At 46.0% G+C, this 26,041-nt stretch carries 21 protein-coding genes; 14 read left to right on the top strand and 7 right to left on the bottom strand.

Features of this window, described 5'->3' with window-relative positions:
• Nucleotides 1-76 precede the first annotated feature (76 nt).
• From QUB63_RS13295 to QUB63_RS13335, 9 genes are all read left to right on the top strand, one after another.
• Entirely contained in the window at nucleotides 77-1,159 is a 1,083-nt protein-coding gene (locus tag QUB63_RS13295; protein ID WP_332945686.1) for an ABC transporter ATP-binding protein, read from the top strand.
• Between the two features lie 331 nt (nucleotides 1,160-1,490).
• On the top strand, nucleotides 1,491-1,838 hold the full coding sequence (locus tag QUB63_RS13300; protein WP_332945687.1) for a hypothetical protein: 348 nt from the start codon (nucleotides 1,491-1,493) through the stop codon (nucleotides 1,836-1,838).
• A gap of 451 nt (nucleotides 1,839-2,289) precedes the next feature.
• On the top strand, nucleotides 2,290-2,727 hold the full coding sequence (locus QUB63_RS13305) for a DUF3574 domain-containing protein (protein WP_332945690.1): 438 nt from the start codon (nucleotides 2,290-2,292) through the stop codon (nucleotides 2,725-2,727).
• Nucleotides 2,728-2,826: 99 nt separating this feature from the next.
• Nucleotides 2,827-3,099, top strand: a complete 273-nt coding sequence (locus QUB63_RS13310; protein WP_332945692.1) for a hypothetical protein — start codon at nucleotides 2,827-2,829, stop codon at nucleotides 3,097-3,099.
• Between the two features lie 160 nt (nucleotides 3,100-3,259).
• Entirely contained in the window at nucleotides 3,260-3,412 is a 153-nt protein-coding gene (locus QUB63_RS13315) for a hypothetical protein (RefSeq protein WP_332945695.1), read from the top strand.
• A gap of 67 nt (nucleotides 3,413-3,479) precedes the next feature.
• Nucleotides 3,480-3,989 (top strand): hypothetical protein, encoded by a 510-nt coding sequence (locus tag QUB63_RS13320; protein ID WP_332945697.1) that lies wholly within the window; start codon nucleotides 3,480-3,482, stop codon nucleotides 3,987-3,989.
• Nucleotides 3,990-4,182: 193 nt separating this feature from the next.
• A complete protein-coding gene (locus tag QUB63_RS13325; protein ID WP_332945698.1) occupies nucleotides 4,183-6,204 on the top strand; it encodes an ABC transporter ATP-binding protein in 2,022 nt (673 codons plus the stop codon).
• 981 nt (nucleotides 6,205-7,185) lie between these two features.
• Entirely contained in the window at nucleotides 7,186-13,044 is a 5,859-nt protein-coding gene (locus tag QUB63_RS13330) for a PAS domain S-box protein (protein WP_332945699.1), read from the top strand.
• 304 nt (nucleotides 13,045-13,348) lie between these two features.
• The gene (locus QUB63_RS13335) at nucleotides 13,349-14,659 is read left to right on the top strand and encodes a cytochrome P450 (RefSeq protein WP_332945700.1); all 1,311 of its coding nucleotides are present in this window, start codon (nucleotides 13,349-13,351) and stop codon (nucleotides 14,657-14,659) included.
• 84 nt (nucleotides 14,660-14,743) lie between these two features.
• Here the strand turns inward: QUB63_RS13335 and QUB63_RS13340 are convergent, their stop codons facing one another.
• Together QUB63_RS13340 and QUB63_RS13345 are read right to left on the bottom strand one after the other, a co-directional pair.
• The gene (locus QUB63_RS13340; RefSeq protein WP_332945701.1) at nucleotides 14,744-15,340 is read right to left on the bottom strand and encodes a chorismate lyase; all 597 of its coding nucleotides are present in this window, start codon (nucleotides 15,338-15,340) and stop codon (nucleotides 14,744-14,746) included.
• A gap of 69 nt (nucleotides 15,341-15,409) precedes the next feature.
• Nucleotides 15,410-15,562, bottom strand: coding sequence for a hypothetical protein (locus QUB63_RS13345; protein ID WP_332945702.1), 153 nt, complete (start codon nucleotides 15,560-15,562; stop codon nucleotides 15,410-15,412).
• Between the two features lie 69 nt (nucleotides 15,563-15,631).
• Here QUB63_RS13345 and QUB63_RS13350 point away from each other — a divergent pair, with 69 nt between their 5' ends.
• Complete coding sequence (locus QUB63_RS13350) at nucleotides 15,632-17,245, top strand: NAD(P)/FAD-dependent oxidoreductase (RefSeq protein ID WP_332945703.1); 1,614 nt, start codon at nucleotides 15,632-15,634, stop codon at nucleotides 17,243-17,245.
• Nucleotides 17,246-17,428: 183 nt separating this feature from the next.
• Here QUB63_RS13350 and QUB63_RS13355 read toward each other — a convergent pair whose 3' ends face one another.
• Nucleotides 17,429-17,980 carry a 1,2-dihydroxy-3-keto-5-methylthiopentene dioxygenase gene (locus QUB63_RS13355; RefSeq protein WP_332945704.1) on the bottom strand — a complete coding sequence of 184 codons (552 nt, stop codon included), beginning with the start codon at nucleotides 17,978-17,980 and terminating at the stop codon, nucleotides 17,429-17,431.
• 260 nt (nucleotides 17,981-18,240) lie between these two features.
• Here QUB63_RS13355 and QUB63_RS13360 point away from each other — a divergent pair, with 260 nt between their 5' ends.
• From QUB63_RS13360 to QUB63_RS13375, 4 genes are all read left to right on the top strand, one after another.
• Entirely contained in the window at nucleotides 18,241-19,206 is a 966-nt protein-coding gene (locus tag QUB63_RS13360; protein WP_332945705.1) for a M48 family metallopeptidase, read from the top strand.
• Between the two features lie 243 nt (nucleotides 19,207-19,449).
• Complete coding sequence (locus QUB63_RS13365; RefSeq protein WP_332945707.1) at nucleotides 19,450-19,875, top strand: DUF4359 domain-containing protein; 426 nt, start codon at nucleotides 19,450-19,452, stop codon at nucleotides 19,873-19,875.
• Nucleotides 19,876-20,102: 227 nt separating this feature from the next.
• Nucleotides 20,103-20,666 carry a TerD family protein gene (locus QUB63_RS13370; protein ID WP_332945708.1) on the top strand — a complete coding sequence of 188 codons (564 nt, stop codon included), beginning with the start codon at nucleotides 20,103-20,105 and terminating at the stop codon, nucleotides 20,664-20,666.
• A 226-nt stretch (nucleotides 20,667-20,892) separates the two neighbouring features.
• The gene (locus QUB63_RS13375) at nucleotides 20,893-22,857 is read left to right on the top strand and encodes a TerD family protein (RefSeq protein ID WP_332945709.1); all 1,965 of its coding nucleotides are present in this window, start codon (nucleotides 20,893-20,895) and stop codon (nucleotides 22,855-22,857) included.
• A 12-nt stretch (nucleotides 22,858-22,869) separates the two neighbouring features.
• On the opposite strand, the gene hpsP is transcribed toward QUB63_RS13375, so the two are convergent.
• From hpsP to hpsO, 4 genes are read right to left on the bottom strand one after another with little or no spacing between them, the layout of a single operon-like run.
• Nucleotides 22,870-24,063, bottom strand: coding sequence for a hormogonium polysaccharide biosynthesis glycosyltransferase HpsP (gene hpsP, locus QUB63_RS13380; protein ID WP_332945710.1), 1,194 nt, complete (start codon nucleotides 24,061-24,063; stop codon nucleotides 22,870-22,872).
• 47 nt (nucleotides 24,064-24,110) lie between these two features.
• Nucleotides 24,111-24,290 carry a hypothetical protein gene (locus tag QUB63_RS13385; protein ID WP_332945711.1) on the bottom strand — a complete coding sequence of 60 codons (180 nt, stop codon included), beginning with the start codon at nucleotides 24,288-24,290 and terminating at the stop codon, nucleotides 24,111-24,113.
• Nucleotides 24,287-24,634: a hypothetical protein gene (locus tag QUB63_RS13390; RefSeq protein WP_332945712.1), complete on the bottom strand. Its 348-nt coding sequence runs from the start codon at nucleotides 24,632-24,634 to the stop codon at nucleotides 24,287-24,289. Before QUB63_RS13390 ends, QUB63_RS13385 begins: the two co-directional genes overlap by 4 nt.
• 43 nt (nucleotides 24,635-24,677) lie before the next feature.
• A complete protein-coding gene (hpsO, locus tag QUB63_RS13395; RefSeq protein WP_332945713.1) occupies nucleotides 24,678-25,847 on the bottom strand; it encodes a hormogonium polysaccharide biosynthesis glycosyltransferase HpsO in 1,170 nt (389 codons plus the stop codon).
• Nucleotides 25,848-26,041 lie beyond the last annotated feature (194 nt).

Consider the following 26,041-nt stretch of genomic DNA (forward strand, 5'->3'; position numbering starts at 1 on the left):
TAACAAATAACAACAGTTAACAGTTAACAGTCAACAGTCAACAGTCAACAGTCAACAGTCAACAATTTTAAAAATCATGGCAAAACTACAACTAAAAAACCTCAATAAAACCTACAGCCCCAAAGTTGTACCCGTAAAAGACATTAGCTTAGATGTCAGCGAGGGCGAATTTCTGACCTTGCTGGGACCCTCCGGGTGCGGCAAATCTACTACGCTGCGGTTGATTGCAGGGTTGGAACAACCGACTAGAGGCGAGATTAGAATTGGCGATCGCGATGTGACATATCTCAGACCGGGCGATCGGGATATTGCAATGGTTTTTCAAAGTTACGCGCTTTATCCGCACATGACAGTATACGAGAATATGGCATCGGGCCTCAAACTCCGCAAAATCTCCTCCGGCGAAATCGATCGATTAGTGACAGAAGTTGCAGCATCCCTCGGATTGACAGAATTAATCGATCGCAAACCCGGAAAACTATCAGGCGGACAGCGGCAGCGAGTAGCCCTCGGACGCGCCTTAGTGCGCCAACCGGAAGTATTTTTGCTCGACGAACCTTTGAGCAATCTCGACGCATTATTGCGGGAAAAAGTGAGGGCCGAACTCAAACAATTATTTGCCTCGCAAAAAGCTCCTGTAGTGTACGTTACTCACGACCAAACCGAAGCAATGACGCTTTCAACAAAAGTCGCAGTTCTCAACAGCGGCAGCGTGCAGCAGCTAGACCCGCCGCACTTAATTTATAACCGTCCGGCAAATCAGTTTGTAGCGGGTTTTGTGGGCAGCCCGCAAATGAATTTGTTAGTGCTTAAATGCCAGGGCAATTTTGCTCAGTTGGGCGATTCTGGAGTTCCACTACCAAATCTGCCGACTGTTCCGCCAGAGATTGTCTTGGGAATTCGCCCGGAACACGTCAGCTTTGCAGGTGCAGAGGGCCGCAAGATGCCCGATCCAGAGGCAATTAAGGGTGAGGTTTATTTAGTGGAAAACTTGGGAATGCAAAATTTAGTTAGCGTCCGAGTTAAAGGTTTGGAGTCAGTGACGGTGCGCGCTTTGCTGCCAAATGACCGCCACTGGAATTCGGAAATTGTAGAGCTGGTTTTTGGGCCTCAGTTGCTGCACTGGTTTGACGTGAAAACCGGCGATCGCTTGCAATAATAATTTGCCCTGTATAGCATGATTGATTGAAATTTGTCTAACCCTGTGCTGAAAAATATATTTTCTGCTTTTAACTAAGTTATGACTTTAGTAAGAGGTAGAATTATTTTGCTGCTGTTAAGGTGATATTTGTGTTGGAAAAAGCTAATTGGCTGACACCTAGGTTGCGCGTTTACCAGATTTTATCGCTAACCTATAACTCTATTTGTGCGGCTAATTGCAAGTCGAAGCTAAGTTTGGCTTCCCCTCGCGTTAGCTGATTTGGGAGCGAGTCAATTAGATGAAAAAATGTGGAAAAATATCGCCAATTAACTTACGGAGTATTACCGAGATGAATTTGATTTCTACAGCGATCGAGCGCATCAGTTCCCTGCTTAAGGGCTTTCAAATCAAGAGTTTTTTGAGTGTGGTTCTAGTCGGTTTTCTGCTGCTGACATCCAATGTTGATGGGGGACGCAGCAACAAAGCTTATGGCACTCAGTCAGGCTCAAACGCGGAGCTAAACAATCCCGAAAGACCCCAAACAACTCGCGAATGGAGACAAGAAGCTCGCGAAACGTCTGACGCTCCGGGCGAACGAATTCAGAAGATCGGACAAGAGGCGGGAGCAGCCGTGAAAGAATTCGGGGAGATGTACAAAGACACTGCTAACAGAAGTATGTCTGAATTGAAAAAATAATAGGGCAGACGCCAGCAAGTAGGCGATCGCAAATAAACTACGCCTGCCAAGTCAAAAACCCAGTTTCTCATCAGAAACTGGGTTTTTGACTTGTCAGCATTTTATGTTAAATTATATCGCAACGGTAGCATCGATATTGTTCGATCTTTGGGACGGTGCTCGCTCTCCTGCCCGGTGGATTGACCACAATAAGATTGGTTAGTAGTGCGGACTTCAGGGAGCAGCATTATGCGGACTTTCGGGCGCACGTGCGTTCCGTTTTTGTGATGGTAATCGACTGGACATGATATGAGTGTCAATATTGTCATGCGTCTGGATTTAAAGATTTATTGTTACCGCGCACTCGAAAGATACTCAGCAGCTAAAATTGGTTCGAGCGTTCCGAATGCAAGTCCTCCTCATAAAAAATTGAGGACTTGCATTCGGAAGGCTCGCACCTCTTGATTCTGATATGAACAAACATCTTCACAGTCTTTGCTTGGCCGGCCTGCTGTTCGTCCTGCCTGTTTTTCCGGCGACAATTGCCCGCGCTCAACTGCCAGAAACTTCGGACACTAACGCCAAGCAAACAAATCTCCTCAAAGATGAACTGTATTTTGGTTTAAATAAACCGGGAGGCGAGACAATTTCTGAATCAGAATGGCAGGAGTTTGTCAAGGCAGTTATTACCCCTCGCTTTCGGGAAGGTCTAACTGTATTAGACGGCTCCGGGCAGTTTCTCAATAGTTCCGGCATTCTGATTCGAGAAAACTCTAAAATAGTTATTTTGATTTATGAAAACAGCCGGGAAAAAAATCGAGCTATTAATGAAATTATCGAAACTTACAAACGCAGGTTTCAGCAGGAGTCTGTGTTGCGGGCAACCAGCGAAGTTAAGGTTTCTTTCTGATTCGATGACCAAAGGCGCGTATTTATGATATTATTCGTGGTAATCAAGGTCATACCTTCAAATAGAAGTAGGGTGCGGGTGCAGTAAAAATCAGAATTTGTGGGTATCGATCGCACACTGCAAAAAGTCGCTAGAAAAACCAGCCCGGGAGAAAACAAAAAAATGACGAACGACGGCAACCAAAAAGCCCAAGCGCCCGATAGCGAAGATTCAAAAAATTTGTCCGGCATGGCGAAAGCTTTTATTGTGAGCGTGGCTTGGTCTTACGCAGAGGCATTGGAGCGAACGAAACGCGCCGAAAAAAAACAGGAAGCCACACCGGAATCTCAACCAGAATCTCAACCAGAATCTCAACCAGAATCTCAGACATAAACAGTCGATCGCACTTCCCAAAGCAATCGATCTGCTCAGGTGTTTTGAGTTAAGAAGAATCAACGCATTCACAGCAAACGGTGCCGATACAGCCGGATGGGCGCTCGTCTCTGGCGGCTTCGGCGATCGAGGGCGAAAACAGCGCGATTGCTTTCATCAGATGAAAGCGATTGCTTTCATCAGAGGCGAACAATTACAATCGATCGTCCGCGAGCCGATTGGAGGCGATCGGCTCGTTGAGGCAGATTCCCCAAATTGCAGCGGTTTGTATGCGATTTTACCTAAATATATTTTATTTACCAAAAGGGATTAAAACTAAACAATGTACGGTTTTACCGCTACAGTGTACAAAAGAAACAACCAATTTTGAGAGCGGTCTCATGTCTAATTCAAAAATGATTGGCACAGCGATCGCAGGTAGCATTTGCTTCGGCATCCTCGCCAGCTTCAACGCCTCACAGGGTCCCGCATCCGCAGCAGCACCAACAATTGCCGAAGCTACAGCCCCGGCCGCTAGCAACATCGACAAGCAACTCCTAGGCCAATGGCAAGGCACAGTCCCTTCCGGTGAGTCTTACACCTTCGTCTTTGCCCCTAAAGGCAAATTGTTCTTCATGGCTAAAGGCCCCGACGGAGCGCCGCGCGCCGCAGAAATGAGGTACAAAGTTAATCTCGGTGCAAAACCGATGCACCTGGATGTCAGCCTCAGCAGCACACAAACCGTTCAGACTATTTTTGAGTTGACTCCCGAAGGTCAAATGCGCCTTCAGTTGGAAGGCACCAATCCCGGACAGCCGAGACCTGATTCCTTAAACGAGCAAGCAAGCGTGTTTAAAAAGGTCTCCGACGCCACTGCACTGCCTGCTGACACTCAGGTCATCGGTTATTGAGGAAAATTCCTCCAAGGCAGAAGGCGCTTAATTAGTTCTGAATTTTGAGATTGCTTCGTTCCTCGATCGGCGAAAGCGGTTTTAAGTTAAACAATTCAAAACTGAAAACTTAAAACTTTCCCCCTGCCTTCCGCCTTCAACAGGCCCTGCTACAATCCACTTAATCTCCTTTTAACTTTTGCCGTAGACTTCCATGAGTGAAACCGTCCTAGAAGTTCGCAACCTGCGGGTTGAATTTCCATCTGCGGACGCAGGCGATGCGTCCGCAACAGTCAAAGCTGTTGACGGCATTTCGTTTGAGGTCAACCGAGGGCAAACTCTGGGAATCGTGGGAGAATCCGGATCGGGAAAATCGGTAACATCTCTGGCTGTTATGGGTTTGCTGTCGAGTTCGTCAACGAAAATTCAGGGCGATATTTGGTTTTCTCCGACAAAAGAGGGCGCTAGCAATGGGCCCGTTAATCTGCTGGAAATGCCGGACAGGGAAAAACAAACATACCGGGGCAGCCAGATTGCGACGATTTTTCAAGAGCCGATGAGTTCGCTCAATCCCGTTTATACGATCGGATTTCAACTCACAGAAGCCATTTGTCTCCACCAACAGCTATCCCAGACAGAAGCGCGGCGCTTCGCTGCTTCTCTGCTGCAAGAGGTGAAGCTGCTAGCGGGAGACGAGGAACTCCGGCAGCGCAGTTTGGCTTTGCGGCAAGAAGCTGTTCGGGAGGACGATCGCGATTTGATGCAGCTCGTCAACGCCCAAAAACAAGCTATGCTCGATCGCTACCCCCACGAACTCTCAGGCGGCCAAATCCAGCGCGTGATGATTGCAATGGCCATTTCCTGCAATCCAACTTTATTAATTGCCGACGAACCGACAACCGCCTTAGACGTAACCGTGCAGGCAACAATCTTAGCTTTGCTGCGGGAGTTGCGGGACACTAGAGGCATGGCAATGATTTTTATTACCCACGATTTGGGCGTCATTGCTGAAATTGCCGATACGGTGGCGGTGATGTACCGAGGCAAGATTGTTGAGTGCGGTGCGATCGAGCAAATTTTCAGCAATCCCCAACATCCTTACACAAAAGGTCTGCTAGCTTGCCGCCCAACTCTCGATCGGCAAAGGCGCCGCTTGCCGACAGTTTCCGATTTTATGGAAGTCACCACAACTGCTAGCGGCGAAGTGGTAATTGTCGAGAAAAATATCGATTTAGACGGCGACAGCAGCGGCGGACTTTCCGCTTTTGCCACCGGAAAACCGCCTCGATTGCCGAATATTTCCGAGCCTTTGCTGGCTGTTAATAACTTGCGAGTCGGTTTTCCGGTGCAGGGAATGTTTGGCGAAACCAAACGCTTGTTTATGGCAGTAAACGATATTTCTTTTGAGGTTTACCCGGGCGAAACTTTGGGTTTGGTGGGCGAATCCGGCTGCGGCAAATCAACTTTGGCGAGAGCTTTGCTGCAATTAATTCCGATCGCCAGCGGAAGCGTGTTTTTTGAAGGTCAAGAAATTACGCCTCCTGCAAAAAGCAGTTCGGGATCGCAGTGGATGGCTAATTATCGCAGGCAAAAAGAGTACGATCGCAAATTGCGCTGGCTGCGGCGCGATTTACAAATTATTTTTCAAGACCCTTTTAGTTCTCTCGATCCGCGCCTGAGTGTTGGGGCGGCGGTGATGGAACCGATGGTGATTCACCGCTTTGGTAAAAACCCGAAAGAACAGCGCGACCGCGCCGCTTATTTGTTGGATAGAGTGGGTCTGAATCCAGATTTTATGCGGCGCTACCCTCACGAATTTTCCGGCGGACAGCGGCAGCGCATTTGTATTGCTAGAGCTTTGGCTTTGAATCCTAAGTTTATTATTTGCGATGAGTCGGTTTCTGCATTGGATGTGTCGGTGCAGGCGCAAGTTTTAAATTTGCTGAAGGAGTTGCAAACAGAGTTTGGACTGACTTATATTTTTATTTCTCACGATTTGAGCGTGGTCAAGTTTATGAGCGATCGCGCGATCGTCATGAACAAAGGTAAAATTGAGGAAATTGGCACAGCCGAGCGCATTTACCGCCAACCGCAGCAAGCTTACACGCGGCAACTTATAGCCTCTATTCCTGCGGGGAATTTGGAGCGAATTCGGCAACAGCAATCGGGTCGCACAAATGCTTTGTCTGCTGCACCGGGGCCCCTCTCCCCTGCTGATGAATCGAAACATCTTTAACAGAAAAGTCCTTTAAATTAATCCCGATCAGTTCGCAGTCGGGACTTTATTCCTCATAGTTTTATGAGGACTCATAAGCTGTACTGCTTTTAAATTGCATATTTTGCGCGTTGCTAGGAGCAACGGCCCACTCATGGTTTGATTATTTCTTGAGATAGAATTTAAATGCTGAGCGAGCTTATCAAATCCGCTAACTACCGAATGATACCAAATCCGGGTTAAATATCCCCTTTATCTTTCGGCGGTTGAAACCGCTTCTCTTCAAACAAAGTCGGCCGGCGCAGACTGAAGAATAACGCTTGTCCCAAACCCGGATTTGGTGTGATAACCCAGTGCGAGCGGGACGGTCGCTGTAAGAATTTCAATCCCAGCACTGCACGGGCGAGAATTACCAATTACCTTTTTCCCAATTCCCCGCGAATATCTCTTGCAACTAAAAACTGCTACCCACATTTTATTCAAATTCTCTCCACAAATCCGCAGTTCATCTTCATTTTAAAATTATAATTTGTGAGGAATGTTAAATAGGTTGAAATTGACTAATATGCCGCGACCTTTAACCAGCAGTCAGGGCGCTCCACACAGTATTTTCGTAAATCAAACCCGGTTCGAGTTACACAAAAAGTGGTTTTACACCATACATATAGAGGTTCGCCGTCTGGAACGGCCGATTGCTGCGCCCAAGACTAGCTAGATTAGGCCAAATGTCCAATGACTAACAGCAATATCTAGTGCAGTATTATAGATAAACTCTCTAGCTCGGTTGGAAAAATTAGAAAATCCACACTCCCGCTAAAATAGATTACTCCCTAATTCCGTAAATACACTTAGTTTTATGACCCTATTCATTGCGTATATTTACGCATATTTTCAAAGCATAGATTTCGGCAAATCGGAAATATTTACAGTAGTTATTAAATATTTTTAGGTTAATCTTAAGATAAGAGAATTATATTTAACCGCAAGATTAAGAGTATAATTATGAAAAGTTCACTTCTCCTAATAGAAGAATTTAATAATACTAAATTTTTGAACGGCGTGCAACTGTGGCTGATAAAATTTACGGTAGCAGTCACCAGAAGACAAAAGGTAGAATGCAGAATGCAGTATGACAAAAACATCAGTTTAGCGACGATCGCCCCTGGCAGTTTATTCTCAGTTGCGATCGCGGTACTGCTTGTATTAAACGGGTGGCTGGTAGCTGGCAGCGGTTATAATTTATACGATCGCCAACTCGCCCTGGGAATTTTGGGAATAGCAAATATGGTTTTGTTGGCCGTGTCGGCGCGATCGCACGCCTCTGCTGTCGCAGCCCAAAACGAGATCCAATCCAGCAAACCCGACGAGGGCGATCGCGCCTTTAGCCTCTCGCCAGATATGCTGTGCGTCATTGGTTTTGACGGTTATTTCAAACGCATCAACCCAGCAGCAGAAAAAATACTCGGCTATTCCGAAGCAGAAATTGTTGGCAAACTCTTCATTGAATTCGTGCATCCAGACGATCGCGAAGCTACCCTAAAAGAAGCTGAAAGTATTGCTGCGGGGAATAATACCGTTGGGTTTGAAAATCGCTGGCGGTGCCGCAACGAATCTTACAAGTGGGTAGCTTGGACTGTTAGCCCTTGGGGCGAGGAAGAATTGATGTATGCGATCGGCCGCGACGTTACCGATCGCAAACTCGCCCAAGAGTCGCTCCAGCAAAGCAATTCAATCTTGCGTTCCGTAATTGAAAGCACGCCGGATGTCATTTTTGTCAAGGATATTCAAGGCCGGTACGCGATCGTAAATTCGGCTGCTGCTGACTGGCTGCAAACATCGCCGGAAGCAATGATTGGCCTGGACGATACAAATTTATTTCCCCCACAAATTGCCCAGCAAATTATCGAAGCAGACCGCAAGATAATCGCAGGGGGAGAAAATTTAAACTATGAAGAGATTGTCCCCAAAAATGGAGAAATGCGGACGCTGCTAACAGCAAAATGCCCTTGGCGCGACTCGGAAGGAAATGCGATCGGCGTCGTGGGCATATCTCGCGACATCACCGAAATCAAAAAAATAGAAGCAGCGCTGCTAGAGAGAAATATCCTCTTTGAAAACGTCATCGAAAGTACAGGCGACAGCATTTTTGTCAAAGATATTCAGGGCCGTTATCTATTAGTTAATTCTACGGCTGCGGGCATTATGGGCAAGCGACAATCAGAAATTATTGGCAAAAATGATGCAGAATTATTTCCGCTGGAGATTGCAACTATGCTGGCGGAAAATGACCGCCGGATATGGCAATCTGGGATTGAAGAAACCATCGAAGAAGTAGTAAAAGATAGCCTGGGCAATATCCTGACAGTTCTTTCTACCAAAAGTCCTTTGCGCGATCGAGCCGGAAACATCACGGGCGTAGTGGGAGTTGCTCGCGATATTAGCGATCGAAAACTTGCAGAAAAAGCCCTGCAAGAAAGCGAGGAACGCTACCGCTGCTTGATTGAAGCCGCATCCCAAATTGTTTGGGATACTACAGCAGCAGGCGAAGTGGTCACCGAACAAACAGGATGGAGCGCATTTACAGGGCAGACTTACGGCGAACTTAAAGGATGGGGGTGGCTGAATGCTATCCATCCAGACGACAGACAACATACTGCAAGGATTTGGTCTGATGCAGTTGCCAACTGCACTTCATGCCAAGTAGAACACCGCTTGCGCCGGCACGACGGCGAGTACAGGCACATGAGCGTGCGCGGTGTGCCCGTCTTGAACGCAGACGGCAGCGTTCGCGAGTGGGTGGGAGCGCACTACGACATTACCGATCGCAAAATAACAGAAGAACAAATGCAGCAGCAAAAAGAATTTTTGCGCAGCATTTACGACGGCGTAGACTACAGCATTTTTGTAATAGATGTCGGCCCCGACGGAGAATTCCGCTACGCCGGCTGGAATCCAGCAGCAGATTTACTCGGAGGCATCAGCAGCGAATTCGGGCGCGGCAAAACTCCAGAAGAACTTTTCGATCCATTTACAGCAGCAATGTTCCGGCAGAATTCGATCGACTGTGTGGAAACAGGCAGCACGATTTCCCGCGAATATCCCGCTACTTTTGATGCTAGAGAAATCTGGTCGATCGTAACTCTGACTCCGCTGCGGGACACATCGGGCAAAATTTATCGCGTTGTCGGCAGTTGCACCGACATTACAGAACGCAAAAAAGCCGAAACACAATTGCGCGAACAAGAAGAATTTTTAAACAGCATCTATAACGGCTCCAGTCAAGCTATTTTCGTGGTAGATGTCGGTGGCGACGGCGAGTTGCGCTACGCAGGCTGGAATACAGCCACAGAAGCCTCTACAGGCCTTTTGAGCGCCGGTGTCAAAGGCAAAACCCCAGAAGAAGTTTTTCCCCCGCCAGTAGCAGCAGATTTTCGGCAAAGATACGTCGATTGTTTGGCAGCCGGCAGCTCGATTTCTTACGAAAACAGCGCCGAGATCGAAGGCGTAAAACATTGGTATATGGTAACTCTGACTCCGCTGCGCGATGCCTCTGGCAGAATCTACCGCATGATTGGTAATTCGACGGACATTACCGATCGCAAAAAAGCCGAAGCAGCGCTGCAAGAAAGCCAGCGTTTTATCGAACGAATTGCCGATGCTACTCCGAATATTCTCTATCTCTACGACGAGAGCCAGCAGCGAAATGTCTACAGCAACCGCGAAATCACTGCGATGTTGGGTTATACAATCGCAGAAGTTCAAGAAATGGGCAGCAATCTGCTGCCTACCATCATCCACCCAGACGATTTAGTTGAACTTCCTAAATATTTGCAGCAATTGGAAACTGCTCCTGACGGCGAAATTAGTGAGTACGAATACCGGGTGCGCGACAAAAATGGCTGTTGGCGCTGGCTAGTCAGCCGGGAAATTGTGTTTAGCAGAACTGAGTCGGGAAAAATCCGGCAGCGTCTCGGTGCTGCTACTGACGTTACAGAACGCAAAATCGCAGAACAAGCTTTAGCAGAACAATTGAAACTTTCTTTATTCACAGCAGATGTGGGAATTGCTCTGACTCAAGACCAGACTTTACCTGCAACTTTGCAAAACTGCACCGATGCCGTTGTGCGCCATTTGGATGCTGTGTTTGCTCGGATTTGGACGCTGAATGAAGAGGGAAATGTATTGGAGCTGCAAGCAAGCGCGGGGATCTATACTCGCATTGACGGCGCTCACAGCCGGATTCCTGTCGGTGAGTTCAAGATTGGTTTAATCGCCCGAGAGCGAAAAGCTCACATCACTAATTCTGTGCAAGAAGATCCCCGAATCAGCGACAAAGAATGGGCGAAACAAGAAGGAATGGTGGCTTTTGCTGGATATCCGCTAATTGTTGACAATCAGTTGCTGGGAGTAATCGCGATGTTTGCCCGCCAGGAGTTGAACGAATCAACGCTGGTTGCTTTGGCGTCAAGTGCCGATTCGATCGCCCTGGGAATTAAGCGCAAACAAACAGAAGTTGCTCTCGCCGCCCAAAAGCAAACTTTGAGGGGAATTATTGACAACGCTCCCATCTGGGTGTGGATGGTAAATGCTAGCGGGCGGATGTTATTAGTCAACAAAACTTTCTGCGAAGATGTGGGTATTCCCGAATCACAATTTTTGGCTGCATCTCACTATTCCGAACTTTTGGGAGTAGAAGCATCTGCTAACTGCATGGCATCTGACGTGCAAGCCTGGAGCCAAGATATTCCCTGTTATGCTGAGGAAGTTCTGCTGCTTGTTGACGGTGAATATCACGAGTTGGAGACAATTAAAACTCAGGTGAAAGATGATTGCGGCAGGGCGATCGGCTTAATAGGTTTGGGTTTGGACGTTACGAAACAAAAAGAAGCTCAAAGACAGTTGCAAGAGTCGGAAGCGAGATTCCGCAAATTAGCGGAGCAGGAAGTGCTGCTGAATCAACTAGCTAGCAATATCCGCGAATCTCTGGATTTAGATACTATTTTGGCTACAACTGTGCAGCAGATTCGCGAGTTGCTGAGGCTCGATCGCTGTTTGTTTGCTTGGTATTTGCCGGACGCCTCGCCCTCAGTTTGGGCCGTGCAATACGAGGCAAAAAATACCGATTTGCCTTCGCTGTTGGGCTTATATCCTACTGATGTGACTGGCAATCACGCCGAGCGGATTGCCAATTTGGAAATCATTCGGATCGATGATTTTGAGACTGTTACCGATCCAGCAGAGCGGGATTTTTTCAGGTATGTAGGATTCAATTCTCTGCTGGACATTCCGATTCAAACATCTTCAGGTAAAATCGGGCTAATTTGCTGTAGCGCTTCTAGCGGCGTGCGGTGTTGGAGCGATGAAGAAGTGGAACTGTTAGTCGCAGTGGGCAATCAATTGGCGATCGCCATTAATCAAGCCGAACTTTACGACAAATCTCGCCTCGCCACCGCCGAAGCTTCATCAGCCGCCATGCAGCAAAAATTGCTCAACCAGCTAGGCAGTCAAATCCGCGCTTCTCTAGATTTAGATACTATCTTAGCAACAACTGTGCGGCAAATTCGCGACTTGCTGCAACTCGATCGCTGCTTGTTTATTTGGTATGTACCCGATGCCGAGATACCCGCTTGGGATGTCGTCCACGAAGCTAAAAACGATGACTTGTTCTCGCTTGTGGGTTATTATCCTGCTGACGTAACGGGGACGCTGGCGCAAAAAATAGCCGAATTGGAAATCTATCAAATAGATGATGTTGTAAGTTTGAGCGATCCAATAGAAAGAGAGTTCTTTTTGCAGGTGGGTTACAAGTCTATGTTGGATTTGCCGGTGAAGAGTGCAGGGGGTTTAATTGGAGTTGTGGGCTGCGCTGCTTGCGGCGAGGTGCGCAGGTGGACAAAAGACGAAGTGGAGTTGCTATCGGCAATTTGCGATCAATTGTCGATCGCCATCAGCCAATCAGAACTCTACACGCAAAGCGTCGATTCAGCCCGGATAGCGCAAGAACAAGCTGCCCAACTAGAAGCAACTCTGTGCGAACTCCAGCAAGCTCAAACCCAGCTCGTGCAAGCAGAAAAAATGTCGAGTCTCGGTCAGATGGTAGCAGGAATTGCCCACGAAATCAATAACCCAGTCAGCTTTATTTTCGGCAATCTTACCTACACAGAAGAATACACCGGAAACCTGATGAAACTGCTGCAAATGTATCGAGATGAATACCCGGAACCGACCGCAGCTATTCAGCAGGAAGTAGAGGCGTTAGAGCTAGATTTCTTGTTAGACGACTTGCCGAAAATGCTGTCTTCTATGCAGGTGGGAGCAACTCGCATCCGGGATATCGTCCGGAGTTTGCGGAATTTCTCTCGCCTCGATGAATCTGAGATGAAAAATGTTAACATTCACGAAGGCATCGACAGCACGTTAATGATTTTAGAACACCGTCTGAAAGTTCAGAGCGATCGCCCAGCAATTCAAGTCATCAAAGAATACGGACAATTGCCGCTGGTGGAGTGCTACGCCGGACAGTTAAATCAGGTGTTTATGAATATTATCGCTAACGCGATCGACGTTTTACAAGAACCGCTCCAAAATCCGGGAATTATCCGCATTCGTACAGAGGTTCAAGGTAATGTTGCTGCGATTAGAATTGCGGATAACGGTGCAGGTATCACCGATCGAGTCAAGCAGCGGATATTCGACCCGTTCTATACTACAAAACCGATCGGTTCTGGGACGGGGATGGGTTTAGCAATTTCCCATTCAATTATTGTCGAAAAACATAAAGGTAAAATCCAGTGTTTCTCGGAGGTGGGTAAAGGCACTGAATTTGCGATCGAGATTCCGATTCAAAGAACAGAACATTAAATAGGTTTGATCGTTCGGACTTTAATCCTTCTAAAAGTCACAGGACTTGCATTCCGAACGATCAAACCAATAAGGGTTATTTTACCAGAAAGAATTGGTTTAAAGCCGGAACCTTTTTCGGGAGAAATTAAAATCCGACTATTCATTACTCCAATCCTCGGACTTCCAGGTAGAGGTCGCTCTCAACTGTCAACTGTCAACTGTCAACTGTCAACTGTCAACTGTCAACTGTCAACTTAATGAACAAATTTGTCTGAATTTGATATGATATCTAAAATCTAAAATCTAAAATCTAAAATCTAAAATGGCATTACCTCCAGGCAATTTGGGTTTACCGCTAATTGGCGATACCCTCAACTTTTTGCAAGATTCCCAATTCGCCAAAAAACGCCACCAACAGTACGGGCCAATTTTCAAAACCAGCATCTTCGGACAGCCTACCGTGTTTGTGTGCGGCCAAGAGGCGAATTTGTTTGTTTTAAGCCATGAAAACCAGTATTTTGTTGTGAGTTGGCCTCCGAGCACGAAAGCGCTTTTAGGGCCGCTTTCCTTGGCGCTGCAAACGGGTTCCGACCACCAAAACCGGCGCAAGCTGCTGTACCAAGCGTTTCAACCGCGAGCTCTGGCCGGCTACATCGGCGGGATGGAAGATATCACTGAGCGCTATTTGCAAAGGTGGACGCAAATGAGCGAGTTCGCGTGGTATCCAGAACTGAGAAATTATACTTTTGATGTGGCTGCTAAACTGTTAGTTGGGGTTGATAATGGTTCGGAGACGGCGCTGGGACATTATTTTGAAAGCTTCTCGGATGGTTTATTTTCTATTCCTTTGGATTGGCCCTTTACTCGGTTTGGCAAAGCGAAAAATGACCGAAAGTTGCTGTTAGCCGAACTAGAAAATATTATTCGAGACAGACAGCAAGGAACTCCCGGCGGGAGTGATGCTTTGGGTTTGCTGATTTGTGCTCGCGATGATGAAGGCAATTCTCTGAGTTTGGAGGAGTTGAAAGATCAAGTGCTGCTGCTGTTGTTTGCGGGACACGAAACTCTGACTTCGGCGATCGCCTCTTTTTGTCTTCTCCTGGCTCAAAACCCCGATGTGATGGCAAAAGTTCGCGCCGAACAGCAGCAGTTTCCCGCATCTCAACCTAACACATTGGAACAGCTCAAACAAATGACTTATTTAGAGCAGGTGCTGCGAGAAGTGCTGCGGTTGGTTCCGCCGGTGGGAGGAGGTTTTCGGCGGGTAATTAAGGCTTGCGAGTTCGGCGGCTACGAAATTCCCGTGGGTTGGAGCCTGCTGTATGAAATTAATCAGACGCATCAGGATAGCTCAGTTTATCCCGAACCCGATCGCTTTGACCCCGATCGATTTAGCTCCGAGCGATCGACAAATGCGAAACCTTTCAGTTACGTGCCCTTCGGTGGCGGTTTGCGGGAATGTTTGGGGAAAGAATTCGCGCGGTTAGAGATGAAACTGTTTGCCGCGAAGATGGTTAGGGAGTGCGAATGGGATCTGTTACCGGATCAAGATTTGAATTTAATCCAAGTACCGACTCCACACCCGCGCGACGGTTTGCGAGTGAAGTTTCGGCGAAAAATTGGCGGTTTGTAGTAAGGACTTTAGTCCTCCTCCAATGAGAGAGGACTCGCATTCCTCACTACGAACTTTATGATGGTTGTGCGATCGCAAACAATATCACAACTCCATCGGGCCCAAATACTTAGTCAAATAAGGAGAAAACACCTCATAAATCAGCGTCAGCGGCTTACCGTGATGCCAAAACAAATAGTGTCGCCCCCAAAAAGGCCCCGACTGTTCAAAAGCAGCCTCCAAAGCCACCGACTCACCGCAATAAATACCTTGCACGTCGCGATACAATTCTGTCCGCAGCCGCGCCAAACTCGCCCAAATGGGCAAAGATTTATTTTGTAAATATTCATCTACGTGACTCGCTTCCCACCAAGAAGTCGCGTAGGCGAGGCGCTGTCCCGAAGCAGTCCGCAGCCACACTTGGCGGCGCAGGCGCGGCCCGGGCACGGCGACAATTTGCTCCGGCGCGCCGTCTGCGCCGTCACCCACTAAGGACATATCGATCACATCTACTTCTGTGGGCTCCCCTGTCAGCAGTTGCAGGTGACGGGTGGGGGAACCGTCGCCCAAGAGCAGTATTTGCCATGCCGGTGCTAGCTTGGTGTGTGGCAAACCCTTCTGTACTGCGTCTTCTGCTCCTTCCCACAGGGGGTTGAGAGCGTGCCAGGTTTGGCTGTTTTTGGGTGTAAATGTTGCAGTCAAGGGTCTTTACAAAACTTAATTTTTTGTTTATTATAACGCTTCTGCAATTATCAAGTCACAAGTCAAAAGTCAAAACTCTATTGGCGATCGCCCAAAAATAGCCTTTTTCAGCCAGATGAGGTACGGCTGCGATCGAGTTTCATAAGGTACTCGCCAATTACCTTTTTCCCAATTCCCAATTACCAATTCCCAATTACCAATTACCTTTTTCCCAATTCCCAATTACCTTTTTCCCAATTACCAATTACCTTTTTCCCAATCTGTACCTCACTCACTTGAGAATTTCTATATATGTTACGAATAACTGAAATCAAACTCCCCCTCGATCATCCCGAAGATGCGATCGCCAGCGCCATTGTCAAAAAGCTGCAAATTCCCCGCGAAGAATTGCTCAGCTATACCATCTTCAAGCGCAGCTACGATGCTCGTAAAAAAGCAGAAATCGTCCTTGTCTATATTGTGGATGTGGAGACAACACAGGAAAAGCAACTTCTGCAACGCCTCAAAAAAGACCCTCATGTAATGGTAACGCCAGACATGAGTTATCGCAATGTAGCCCGAGCCCCCAGCAATTTGACGGTTCGGCCCATTGTGATCGGTACGGGGCCTTGCGGTATGTTTGCAGGGCTGATGCTGGCACAAATGGGGTTTCGCCCCATCCTTTTGGAACGCGGCAAAGCAGTGCGCGATCGCACAGTTGACACCTTTGGATTTTGGAAGAAAAAAGCAGAATTCAACCCAGAATCTAACGCTCAGTTTGGCGAAGGCGGTGCGGGTACTTTTTCCGATGGCAAACTCTACAGCCAAGTAAAAGATCCTCAGCATTACGGGCGCAAGGTACTCACGGAACTTGTGAATGCGGGAGCTTCACCGGAAATTTTATATATTAATAAACCGCATATTGGCACGTTTAAACTGGTGGGAATTGTCCAAAGTATGCGGGCAAAAATTGAATCCTTAGGCGGAGAGATTCGTTTTCAAACTCGCGTGGAAGATATCCACATCGAAAATGGAAAAGTGCAGGGAATTACCACCGCCAGTGGAGAATATATTGCTAGTAATTATATAGTTCTGGCGGTGGGACACAGCGCCCGCGATACTTTTGAAATGTTATTCTCGCGCGGGGTTTACATCGAGGCTAAACCTTTTTCGATTGGTTTTCGGGTGGAACATCCGCAGATTGCGATCGATCGCTGTCGTTTTGGCGATCGGGCGGGCCACAAGCTTTTAGGTGCCGCCGATTACAAACTGGTTCACCATTGCCAAAATAATCGTTCTGTGTACAGTTTCTGTATGTGTCCCGGCGGTTTGGTAGTGGCGGCTGCGTCGGAACCGGGGCGGCTTGTGACTAATGGGATGAGTCAATATTCTCGCAACGAACGCAATGCTAACAGCGGGATTGTGGTGGGTATCACGCCGGAGGATTATCCCGGTCATCCGTTGGCGGGAATTGAGTTTCAGCGCCGCCTAGAAGAACGGGCATTTGAGTTAGGAGGAGGCACTTACAACGCGCCTGGGCAGCTTGTGGGCGATTTTTTGGCAAATCGCCCTTCGACGGCGCTAGGCGCTGTGCAGCCTTCTTATACGCCGGGAGTTGTGATGACAGATTTGAGCGAAAGTTTGCCGGATTTTGCGATCGCAGCCATCCGCGAAGCACTTCCGGCTTTTGACAAACAGATTAAAGGATTTGCGATGGATGATGCGGTTTTGACTGGGGTGGAAACGCGCACTTCTTCACCAATTCGGATCAAGCGCAAGGAGGATTATCAGAGTTTGAATACTGAAGGTCTTTATCCTGCTGGGGAAGGTGCAGGATATGCGGGTGGAATTCTATCGGCTGGGATTGATGGGATTAAGGTGGCGGAGGCGGTTGCTTTGAGTATCTTGCAATCTTTAAAGCACTAAATTTAGATGTAAGTTTAAACTTAAAAAACATCGATAAAATTGGTTCGTAGTGAGGACTTTAGTCCGCATCCATGAGAAGGACTCGCATTCCGAACGATCGAACATTAATAAAATTGGTTCGATCGTTCGGAATGCAAGTCCGCATCCATGAGAAGGACTTGCATTCCGAACGATCGAACCTTTTTACACCGCAGCTAAGCGGAAACGAATTTCCGTATCTGTGTATTCCGGCGTCCAGCCTTCGGTGGTGGTAAAATAGCGCACCGCTTTAATTTTCCGGGCTGCTGTCAAATAAAACCAGTGTTCTGTATTCGCCGGCACGTTGATAAATTCTTCCGGCTGCACAGTGAGTTCGACTTGGCTGCCGTCGGGCCGCACGAAGCCGAAAATGCCCTCGCCTGCTACTATGTAGCGCACTTCATCGTCGGCGTGGATGTGACAGTTGTTGAATTTGGACAGCATGGTGTCGAGGTTGGGTGTGTCTGGGTGCAGTACGATTAAGTCGCGCGACTCATAGCCGGCGGTTTCTTTGAGTTGTTGGAAGTAGCCGTCGAGGGCTTGCAGGACTTGCTCTTTTTCGCTATCGTCTAGAGCATCTTTGGCTAGCAATTTTTGAATTTCTGGATTTTCACCCACAGGCTGGCGGTTGAGTTGAATGTTTAAGGGAGCGAGTTCTCTGGTAATGTCGCTGTGTTGGGTGTAGGTTGTACCGTTTTCGTGTCGCAGGATAGCCATTTTTGCACGTTCCAATTGTTGAGTGAGGCGATACAGAGGCACTTTGCAAGATGTTTGTCGATCGCGCCTGCTGCTGAAAGACAATTTTAGCGTTAATTTGAACAGGCCGGAGAGCCTGTTCCACAATTTGAACAGGCTTTTGGGCCTGTTCCACAAGAGTTCAATTTTGTCGCGATAAGATTGATAAGTCGGCCGCCAGCTTTTCCCCCGCAGCGATCGGACATACTGATTCTCTTCATGTAACTTTTGCGACTTTAACTATGCCTACTTATACGGGAATTTCTAGCGAAGCTTTTCAGCATCCCCTCGATCGCCAAGCCGAGGCTGCATTGCGGAGCGTACCTGGATTTGACTTAATTGCCAGCAAATTTGTAGAGTTTGTCTACGAACGACCGCAATTCGTTTACCTAATGGGAAATAGCATTCAAGTCGGGCCGCGCCAATATGCCAGCATTTATCATATTTTTCGGGAGTGCGTGCAGGATTTAGATATTTTTCCAGAACCGGGTTTGTTTGTTTCTCAGAATCCTTCAGTTAACAGCTATGCCCTAGGAAAAAACCAGCCATACATAGTTTTAAACACAGGTCTTTTAGATTTGTTGGACGAGTCAGAAATCAAGACTGTGCTGGCTCACGAGTTGGGACACATTAAATGCGGCCATCCAACTTTAAATCAAATGGCGATGTGGGCGATGAGCATCGCATCGACAATTGGCGAGATGACTTTTGGACTGGGAAATATTGTCGGCAGCGGTTTAATTTTTGCTTTTTACGAGTGGCGGCGCAAGGCTGAATTGTCGGCTGATAGGGCGGCTTTGTTGGTGACGGATGATTTGAACAGTGTGATGAAAACGATGATGAAACTTGCGGGAGTTAGCAGTAAATATGCTGACCAATGCAGTTTGCAAGAATTTATCCGCCAGTCTGACAACTATCAAGAACTCGATCGGGACAATCTCAATCAAGTGTATAAATTTTTACTTTACAACGGCGGCCAAGGCGTGATGCTGAGTCACCCTTTCCCGGTGGAACGCCTGCGGTATTTGCGAGATTGGGCGAGTTCGGAGGAATACCGCCAAATTAAGCTGGGGAATTACAAGCGGGCTGTAGCTGAGGGTGCGGTTGATGTGAAGTCCCAAGCATCTAACAGCGAGACGGAGGCTTTGCGCCGTCAGATTGAAGAATTGCAGCGGGAGATCGATCGACAAAAATCCAAGCAAAAATAAGTTTAGGATGTGCCGCAAGCACCTTGCGGCTGTAATTAGCGCGTTAAACCACTGTTTGAGTAAGTCTTTGAAAATTTACCGGATTTGGGCGAGGGAGGAAAGTAGAAGGAAGTTAGCCTAGCGAGAGACTTACTCCCAGCAGGCTTCCAATCTAAAAACTGTCCTCTCCTTTCTGAAATCTGTTTCTCAGAAGGTGTAGTTTAAATCAAGATAAGTTTATAACTCAACCGGGCTAGGAAAAAAATGATTATTGATAAACCAATGAATACTAACAAACCAACTTCTAATTTTTTCGGCAATGTCGGAAAAGTTGCGATCGCCCTAAGCGTGCTCGCCGCCGGCATGGCATTTACAAATCCTCCGAGAGATAAATACCTAACTTATGCTTCCGGCGTACTCCAAACCGAGTTGGAAAGCACTGTGTGCAAGGATTCTAGCGTTCCCAAAGCTTTGAGCGGCGTTGCACAGACTCTGATCGGGAGTTGCAAAAATTTGCTGACTTCGCAGCGGGGATCGATCGAACACTTGCTCGACAATACAACGGAACGTCAGAACTTAGGCCTTGTCAGCGTTTACACAACTCAACTGGGTAAAAAAAGCTATCAAACGGTTGGAGCTTTTGGGAATTTCGTTACCCTGCCACCTAGTTCTGAAAATGCTCAAAATTAGGATTAAATTAAGTTCAAGTTTAGAAACCGGGTTTTGGAGAAAGCCCGGTTTTTACTTAGGTAATTTTATGTAAGTAAATCTAGAAAATTTCTGATACTGTCAGTAGATATTTTTAATCAATCGCGCTATTAAACGCAACTTATTAACTTTTATTAATTAAAAAAAATTCTGGTGCTAATTAATATTAAGATTAGCACTATAAAGTTTTATCTTTGACAAATAAGCAGATGGCAATGCAATTAAGTAAGGGTGAGAGATTTAATATCTCTCAAGAAGCGCCGGATTTAAAAAAAATGGCGATCGGCCTCGGTTGGCAGGTGACAGAGGCCGGACAAAGCTACGAGATTGATGTCTCTGCCTTTATGCTAGGTGCTGACGGCAAACTACCTAACGATAAATATTTTATTTTTTACAATAATCTGCAATCCTCTGATGGTTCCGTACTGCAATCGATTCCTGCAAACAACCCAGGTAAAGAAAATAAGACTATTTACGGCGTTATCTTAGAAAAAGTTAATCCTGAAATTCTGGAAATAACTTTTGTTGTGACTATTCATGAAGCTGAGAAAATTAATGCAAATTTTAGCAATATCAGAAATAGTTTTATCAAAATTGTCAATTTGGATACGGGAGTCGAACTTGTTCGGTATGAATTAACAGAGAATTTTACGCAAGAAACTGCTATAGAATTTGGTCGTTTGTATAGAAAGAATGGAGAGTGGAGATTTCAGGCGGTAGGAGCAGGATATCAAGCTGGATTAAAGAGTTTTGTTGACAAGTATTGTCGCTGAAATAGTAATAATTTAGAAACCGGGTTTTGTAGAAAGCCCGGTTTTTACTTACGTAATTTTATGTAAGTTAAGCTCTAAAAATTCCGATACTGTCAGTACATATTTTTAATCTAGCGCGCTATTAAACGCCAGTTGTTAAGTTTTATTAAGTATAAAATTTTGTGGTGCAACTTAATATTAAGATTAGCACTATAAAAATTTATGTTTAACAAATAAGCAGATGGCAATGCAGTTAAGTAAGGGTCAGAGCTTTAATATCTCTCAAGAAGCGCCGGTTATAAAAAAAATGGCGATCGCCCTCGGTTGGCAGGTGACAGAGGCAGGACAAAGCTACGAGATTGATGTTTCTGCGTTTATGCTAGGTGCTGACGGCAAAGTACCTAACGATAAATATTTTATTTTTTACAATAATCTGCAATCCTGTGACGGTTCGGTACTGCAATCGATTCCTGCAAAAAACAACCCAGGTCAAAAAAATAAGACTATTTACGGCGTTATCTTAGAAAAAGTTAATCCGGAAATTGTGGAAATAACTTTTGCTGTAACTATTCACGAAGCCGATCAAATTAATGCAAGTTTTAGCAATATCAGAAATGCTTTTATCAAAGTTTCCAATTTGGATACGGGAATCGAACTTGTTCGGTATCAATTAACAGAGAATTTTTCGCGAGAGACTGCTTTAGAATTGGGTCGTTTGTATAGAAAAAATGGAGAGTGGAAATTTCAGGCGGTAGGACAAGGATATCAAGCCGGATTGCAGAGTTTTGTGGACAAGTATTGTAGCGGAAATAGCAGTAATATTGCTCCAATTACTAACGAGTTGGTAACGGGAACAGCAGCAGATGATTTGCAGTTGCCGGCTTGGGATTTGGAGGTGGAGTCAGAAGCGGAAACTTCCGGGGAGACGGGGAGTCGGCTGCGATCGCCAATTAACAATCAAGTTAATTCCCGAAGCCGCAAGATACCCGCAGCTTTATTAGCAGGTTTAGGGGTTTTGGTGTTGGGGACAGGTGCAGGTGCGATCGCCTTTATGCGATCGGGAAATGAAACGCTCCAGCAAGCGAAAATACTAACAGTTGAAACGCAGAATGCAGCAAAAGCAACCGATGTCAATCTGCTCAGAAGTTTCGATAAACGACTGAAAGAAACGATCGCAAATTTAGAGAAAATTCCTAACTTCCCCGGCTTTGGGTATCAACAAGCTAGAGTTGATTTGCTGACACTGCGATCGAGTTTGGTTCCTGTAGAGCAAAATTTACAGGCGGCAGAAAGTCTAGAAAAAGCTCAAAAATTGGCGGTGGAAGCTGCTGTGCTCGTGCAAAAACCGCCTCATCCGATGGAAGTTTGGCATCAGTCGCAAAATAAATGGCAACAGGCGATCGCACTTTTAGAAGCGATCGACTCACGTACACCTGTTTATAATTTAGCTCAAAATAAGTTATCTAGTTACCGGGCCAATCGCGCTATTATCGGTCAAAGAGTGGCGATCGCTCAAAAAGCCACGAACTTCAGCAACCAAGGTTCTTTGAAAATTCAAAAGGGAGATGTTCCCGGGGCGATCGCAAATTTCAATCAGGCTTTAGGGCTGAATCCCAACATACCTCAAGCTTATCTCGGATTGGGAATTGCTAGTTCAAAACAGGGAAACAAGCAGCAGGCAATTTACCATTACGATCGAGCACTGCAATTCAATCCTAACTTGGCAGAAGCTTATTTCGGTCGAGGTCAAGCATACTATGAATTGGGAGATAAGCTTCATGCGATCGGGAATTACGAACAAGCTATTAGCGTTAATCCTGATTATGGTTTGGCTTATTTGGAACGAGGTGCTATTCGCTGTATGCTGGGAACTAAATCGCAAGCAGTAGCAGACTTTAACCAAGCTGGAGAACTTTTCTCAAAGCAGGGAGACGGAAATAATTACCAATTAGCAAAAAACTTTATTAATGAGTGTCAAGAACCAACTGCACAGGCTGTAATCTGCGATTATCGAAGGAAGATAGACTCGTTGGGGCGACGCTGCGGTAGTTCTGTGAATGTTCCGATTATAGTTAGAAGAAAATCCGCGATCGCTGGCTCCAACTCTGACTCTACTGATATTAAAAGCAATAGCAGCGATCGAAAAATATCGCCGGAAAATTCTGATAGCAGCAGCACCAGAACTCGCAGCAGGAGAAGAAGTAAAAGGTAAACGTCTGTTGCATTAGTTAATAGATGACAAAATCTGCTGGTAAGCATCGATGGTTTGTCGGGCGATCGCATCCCAATTATAGTGCTTTTCTGCATACTCTTTGCCGTTCAATCCCCGCCGTTTGCGCTCTTCTGGATTGAGAAGTGCTGATTTGATGAGGGAGGCGATCGCACCTACTTCCAGAGGCCCCACCCAGCCCGCTTCTGCTTGCTGTATGTCTTCGGAAATATGCACGCGATCGGAAATAGCGACAGGTACGCCGGCGGCCATCGCTTCTGCTACAGCAATACCAAAGTTTTCGTAATAGGAAGGCAGCACAAATAAGTCGGCATTTGTCAAGAGTTCATTTTTAAAATTGCCGCTCACAAACCCAGTTATTGTTGTATATTTTCCTAAAGGGGAATTTTGTATTTGTTCTTTAATTTGAGTTTCATAATCGGCATCTTGCGGATTGGAACCAGCTAAAACAAACTGAAACTCTATTCCCGATACCAAAACACTTTCTAAGGCAGGAATTAGCAAATCAAGCCCTTTTTTGGGTTCTATTCGCGACATAAATAAGATGATTGGTACTTGAGATTCTCGCAATCTCTTAGGAAACAAACCAGCCCTCACCCCCAATGGAATCACCAAATCTTGTGGCAAAAAATCAGGTGGCACAGGCATCTTGCCCCTGTCCCCCAAACCAAATCTTTCTGAGATTTTAGCTTCTTGCTTGCTAGTGAAATGAATCGCTGCAGCACCTGCTAAATTAGGACGCTCTAAAAGCCTACCATAAATCTGTTTTAACTGCTTTTTCTTCTGCAAATCAGCCGGATCGAGCATACCGCAGGGACGGATAATGTACGGCAAATTGTGATATCTGGCAAGGGTAGCAGCGAGGGTAGTTACTGGTGAGAAAAGAGCGTGAATGTGGGCTAGGTCAAATTGGCGCGCATTTTGATTTAACCACTGCAATAAACTCAGAGAAAATTTATATCTGCGGAAGGGAGAACAGCGGAAGTAAATAATCTGATAACCGTTTTGTTTTAGGGGTTGATTTAAGGGTACATCTAAGGGAGGTTGACCGATATCTCCGTTAGAATCTGTGGTGATAATTGTGACATCAATGCCTTGGGAAGCGAGGGCGGCAGAAAGTCCGAGTACCATTTGACTCGGCCCGCCGTAGACGAGGGAAATTGAAGGGATAATTTGGAGAATTCGCATGGGGGCTAGTTCTTTAAATCAACATACCAACATCTCCCATTACAAATTTAATTATCTGGAAAAGGCTGCCCGTCTAGCTGTTCAGCTTCCTCTCTCTTTGTTGCTGTAATTTGGGTATTGTGAGATATTTTCTTGGAAAATTCATACATCTCACTGGCTTTGGCTTCTGCGGCTTTGACAATTTCAAGGATTTCCAGGAGTAGGCTTTCATCTGGTAATTGTTTCATGGCAATGCTTCTAATCTCTCAATTACTTTTTCGATCATTATTTTAGATTCGGGAGCCATATGTAGCAAGGCTGCTAAATAATCTGCTGCTTTTTGAACATCTTCCTCGGGCACACCAGCCAGCAATATATTGCTCACAATGTGCTCTGCTTGTAAGCGAGTACCTGCTACGCAGAATTGAAAATTACTGATCGAAGAAAAGTATTGCATCAGTATTTCATTTTGTGGAAAAAGAGACATTGCTCTTCTCAGTGCAAAAAGTCCCTGTGTTGCTTGGCGATCGGTATCGTCTAGTACCTGGTAGAGTTCGTCAACCAAAGGTCGTATGTCGGAAGGAATAGACATTTACCACAGTTTTTATTTGACACTTGGATTATACTGCTAAAAGTTACAACAATTCTTTGTAAAATTCCAACAACTGCTCAGCTAAAGCTTGATTTGTATAATTGCTCATGGCTCTATGATAACCCCGATCGCCCAAATCGGCAGCCAAATCCCGCCGCTCCATCAATTCTCGCAAACACTCGCGCAAAACCCCTGCATTTCCCTCCGGGAAGACTAACCCCGCATCGCCGATGACGTGGGGAATTTCCCCGCAGTCGGAACCGATAACCGGAATTTTACACGCCATCGCTTCGATTAAAACATGGCCGAATTGTTCTTTCCAACCCACAGCAGTCAAAGTTTTGAATTTATAGCTGGTTTGCGATGGCAATACCAAACAGTTCATTAAGTTAATGTAGGGGGGGATTTCTTCGTGGGAAACGCTTTCTACCCAGATTATTCGATCGCTGATTCCCCATTCTCTACATTTTTGTTCGAGGATAGCCTGCAATTTTCCTTGTCCTACCAACAGCCACTTCCAAGAGCGTTCTTTCAACCCTGCCAATGATTCAGCTAAAGTTAGCAGTCCTTTTTCTTCGACAAACCGCCCTACAAATCCTACCACAAAATCCGTCGGTTCTATGCCGAACTTGCGACATAAATCAGCGTCTTTACCAGTGCGGCGAAACAAAGTTTCATCTACTCCGAGTTGCGGCATTACTTTCACTGCACCTTGATAGCCCCGCTCGCGCAAAATTTTAGATCCGTCTAGGTTGCCTGCGATAATTCCGTCGGTGTGATTGAGATTGTAATTTTCTAAAACAGAAACTGGCCAGTTCAATTGATAAGGCAGATTCCACCAGGTAAATAATATATTTTTTGCTTGCAGTTTGAGCAGTTTATTTAGTAGAATCAACTGCGCGCAAGCGAGGGATTTTGAACCTTGTTCGACTTGGATAATTTGTGGTTTAACTTCATGCAAAAGTTCAATTAAATCAGTTCCAAATGTTAGCAATCCTTGATTGTTTTGACTAAAATTTGAGATGGGAACTACTTTAAATGAGCCTTTTTGACTGAATTGCGTTTCTATAATTTGATTTTGTACGCCTCCGGGTTTCCAGCGTCGCGGCACTACAACTGTTACTTCAATATCGGGTTTTAGGTGTGCTAATATTTTTAATTTTTCCCGATTGATGTCAACTATATATGTGTGGCTGGCAACGAGAATTCTCATTTGTGGGAAGGAAGAAGGAAGAAGGAAGAAGGAAGAAGGAAGAGGGAAGAATATGACTTAAAAATTTATGTTCGTTATTACTGAAGGAAGAGGGAAGAAGGAAGAAGGAAGAAGGAAGAGGGAAGAATAGGTGTTAAAAATTTATGTTCGTTATTACTTGAGAAGGGTATTGCTACGCGCAGCCTCTGGGATTG

This window comes from Microcoleus sp. ARI1-B5 (genome assembly GCF_036705795.1).
Lineage (GTDB): Bacteria > Cyanobacteriota > Cyanobacteriia > Cyanobacteriales > Microcoleaceae > Microcoleus.

Excerpts from the sequence above, each read along its gene's own strand:
- QUB63_RS13295 (WP_332945686.1), top strand. The coding sequence starts at position 77 with ATGGCAAAACTACAACTAAAAAACCTCAATAAAACCTACAGCCCCAAA.
- QUB63_RS13300 (WP_332945687.1), top strand. The coding sequence starts at position 1,491 with ATGAATTTGATTTCTACAGCGATCGAGCGCATCAGTTCCCTGCTTAAG.
- QUB63_RS13305 (WP_332945690.1), top strand. The coding sequence starts at position 2,290 with ATGAACAAACATCTTCACAGTCTTTGCTTGGCCGGCCTGCTGTTCGTC.
- QUB63_RS13315 (WP_332945695.1), top strand. The coding sequence starts at position 3,260 with ATGAAAGCGATTGCTTTCATCAGAGGCGAACAATTACAATCGATCGTC.
- QUB63_RS13320 (WP_332945697.1), top strand. The coding sequence starts at position 3,480 with ATGTCTAATTCAAAAATGATTGGCACAGCGATCGCAGGTAGCATTTGC.
- QUB63_RS13325 (WP_332945698.1), top strand. The coding sequence starts at position 4,183 with ATGAGTGAAACCGTCCTAGAAGTTCGCAACCTGCGGGTTGAATTTCCA.
- QUB63_RS13330 (WP_332945699.1), top strand. The coding sequence starts at position 7,186 with ATGAAAAGTTCACTTCTCCTAATAGAAGAATTTAATAATACTAAATTT.
- QUB63_RS13335 (WP_332945700.1), top strand. The coding sequence starts at position 13,349 with ATGGCATTACCTCCAGGCAATTTGGGTTTACCGCTAATTGGCGATACC.
- QUB63_RS13350 (WP_332945703.1), top strand. The coding sequence starts at position 15,632 with ATGTTACGAATAACTGAAATCAAACTCCCCCTCGATCATCCCGAAGAT.
- QUB63_RS13355 (WP_332945704.1), bottom strand. The coding sequence starts at position 17,980 with ATGGCTATCCTGCGACACGAAAACGGTACAACCTACACCCAACACAGC.
- QUB63_RS13360 (WP_332945705.1), top strand. The coding sequence starts at position 18,241 with ATGCCTACTTATACGGGAATTTCTAGCGAAGCTTTTCAGCATCCCCTC.
- QUB63_RS13365 (WP_332945707.1), top strand. The coding sequence starts at position 19,450 with ATGATTATTGATAAACCAATGAATACTAACAAACCAACTTCTAATTTT.
- QUB63_RS13370 (WP_332945708.1), top strand. The coding sequence starts at position 20,103 with ATGGCAATGCAATTAAGTAAGGGTGAGAGATTTAATATCTCTCAAGAA.
- QUB63_RS13375 (WP_332945709.1), top strand. The coding sequence starts at position 20,893 with ATGCAGTTAAGTAAGGGTCAGAGCTTTAATATCTCTCAAGAAGCGCCG.
- hpsP (WP_332945710.1), bottom strand. The coding sequence starts at position 24,063 with ATGCGAATTCTCCAAATTATCCCTTCAATTTCCCTCGTCTACGGCGGG.
- QUB63_RS13385 (WP_332945711.1), bottom strand. The coding sequence starts at position 24,290 with ATGAAACAATTACCAGATGAAAGCCTACTCCTGGAAATCCTTGAAATT.
- QUB63_RS13390 (WP_332945712.1), bottom strand. The coding sequence starts at position 24,634 with ATGTCTATTCCTTCCGACATACGACCTTTGGTTGACGAACTCTACCAG.
- hpsO (WP_332945713.1), bottom strand. The coding sequence starts at position 25,847 with ATGAGAATTCTCGTTGCCAGCCACACATATATAGTTGACATCAATCGG.